Below are 2129 nucleotides of genomic sequence, written 5' to 3'. Positions count from 1 at the left end.
GAACCACGGGAGCACCGTTTACGCGAGCCCGACGGCGGTGTCCGGGGCCGCGGCCAAGGGCGGGACGACGGCACAGGTCGCCGCGGCCGTCCAGCCGAGCGTGGTGTCGATCCAGGCGAAGACGGCGCAAGGCGTCTCCGGGGGCTCCGGCGTGATCCTGCGCTCGGACGGTGTGATCATGACGAACGCGCACGTCGTGTCGGGCGCGCAGCAGGTCGCGGTGAAGTTCAGCGACGGCAGGACGGCGTCCGCGAAGGTTCTGGGGGCGAACACCGCCGACGACATCGCCGTCGTCAAGGCGCAGGGCGTGTCGGGGCTGAAGCCCGCGACGCTCGGCGACAGCGACGCCCTGGCCGTCGGCGACCAGGTCCTCGCCGTGGGCAGCCCGCTCGGCCTGGACGGCTCGGTGACGTCCGGCATCGTGAGCGCGCTCGGCCGGCAGATCCAGGAGGGCGACTCCGACCAGCAGCTGCCGCCGGGGCTGCGCGGGCGGCTGTCCGAGCAGCAGCAGACGGTGATCAAGAACGCGATCCAGACCGACGCCGCCATCAACCCCGGGAACTCCGGCGGCGCGCTCGTGAACGCGTCCGGTCAGGTGATCGGCGTGAACACCGCCATCCTCACCGCCGGGAACAGCGAGGGGAACATCGGGGTCGGCTTCTCCATCCCGGTGAACTCCGCCAAGAAGACCGCCGACGGGATCATCGCCGGCGCCTCGGTCTGACCCGGGACCGCCGTCCGGCCGAGCTCTGGGGGGAGCGGGCGGACGGGCGGCGGACCGGGTCGGCAGGTCCTCCCGGCCGGGCCGGGTGCGGGAGGACCGAGCAAGGGAGAGCGGCCGCGCGGCCACCCCGTGGACCGCGCGGCCGCTCAACCCCGTGTCGGCCCCGTGTCGGCCCCGGTGTCAGCTCCGCACCCTGATCGCGGGCCGCCGCTTCAGCTTCGCCAGCATCTTCCGCGTGCTGTGCAGGTAGTACTCCCGCGGCAGCGTCCGGACCCGCGCCGGCAGCCGCGGGTACACCAGCGCCAGCGCGCCGACCAGCAGCCGGAACCGCCGCTCCCGTCCCGCGGTCCACGTCCACCCGTACTGCTCGCGGATCGGCGCCGGCATCAGCCCGGCGGTGAGCAGCCGGATCGCCATCAGCCCGGGCGCGTTGAGCGGCCCGCCGGGCAGCTTCGGGTGCAGCACCTGCTCCGCGATGGCCCGGGACGCGTCGGTGATCTCCAGGCTCCGCACCATGTCCGCGTAGTACACGCGGAACTCCGGATACGTCTCCGGCATCCGCTCCTGCGGGCACCCGAGGATCGTCGCGTAGATCTTGGTCTGCCGGTAGAACTCCGCGAGCTCCGCCTCGTCGAACGTCCGCCGGAAGAGCAGCTGGTAGAACTGCGCGGCCACCGCGAACAGCGTGGACGCGACCCACACCTGCAGCTCGGGGTCGTTCGCCTCGTAGTCGGGCCCGGTGACGGCCTCATGGCCCTTCGTCACCAGCGCGCTGAGGGTCTCGGCCTCCTCCCGCGTCCCGAACTGGACCGTGTAGAGCCAGCCCATGGTGTTCCGCAACCGGCGCATGGGGTCGTCCGCGGTGTAGCTGTGGTCGTACACGCCCTGCGCCACCTTGGGATGCGCGGTCTGCAGCAGCGACGCGGCCCCGCCCGCCGCGATCAGCGCGCCCTCCCGCGTGATGACGCGGATGAGGTCGTCGTCCTGGAACAGTCCTTCGGTCATGGCGATCAGTGTAAGTAGTTACTTGCAACGGTCGCCAGCCGGGGCCAAAACCCGGCGACAAGATCACGTCTGCCCTGCGACAATGGGGACATGCCCGACCCGATCCACGTCCGCGGCTCGGTCTCCATCCCGGAGTCCGAGCTCGGCTGGCGCTTCTCCCGTTCCTCGGGGCCGGGCGGGCAGCACGTCAACACCAGCGCCACCGCCGCCGAGCTCTCCTTCGACGTGGCGAACTCCCCGTCCCTCCCCGAGCCGCTGAAGGCCCGCGCCCTGGACCGGCTCTCCCACCGCCTGGTCCGCGGCGTCCTCACGATCCGCGCCGAGGAGTACCGCTCCCAGCAGCGCAACCGCGACGCCGCCCGCACCCGCCTGGCCACCCTCCTCGCCGACGCGACGGCCC

Annotated in this window: 3 protein-coding genes; 2 read left to right on the top strand and 1 reads right to left on the bottom strand. The window is 72.4% G+C overall.

Annotated features, from left to right (window positions below; genetic code table 11):
- Nucleotides 1-724 (top strand): S1C family serine protease (locus tag E1293_RS46585; RefSeq protein WP_132206501.1); only part of this gene is annotated, 724 nt, incomplete at its 5' end.
- Between the two features lie 180 nt (nucleotides 725-904).
- Here E1293_RS46585 and E1293_RS46580 read toward each other — a convergent pair.
- On the bottom strand, nucleotides 905-1729 hold the full coding sequence (locus E1293_RS46580; protein WP_132206499.1) for an oxygenase MpaB family protein: 825 nt from the start codon (nucleotides 1727-1729) through the stop codon (nucleotides 905-907).
- A gap of 90 nt (nucleotides 1730-1819) precedes the next feature.
- Here E1293_RS46580 and arfB point away from each other — a divergent pair.
- A partial coding sequence (gene arfB / locus E1293_RS46575; protein ID WP_132206497.1) for an alternative ribosome rescue aminoacyl-tRNA hydrolase ArfB occupies nucleotides 1820-2129 on the top strand: 310 nt, incomplete at its 3' end.

This window comes from Actinomadura darangshiensis, from assembly GCF_004349235.1.
In the GTDB taxonomy this organism is placed as follows: domain Bacteria; phylum Actinomycetota; class Actinomycetes; order Streptosporangiales; family Streptosporangiaceae; genus Spirillospora; species Spirillospora darangshiensis.
The sequence above is the reverse complement of the archived record's forward strand: the minus strand, read 5'-3'. Positions and strand labels throughout refer to the sequence as shown.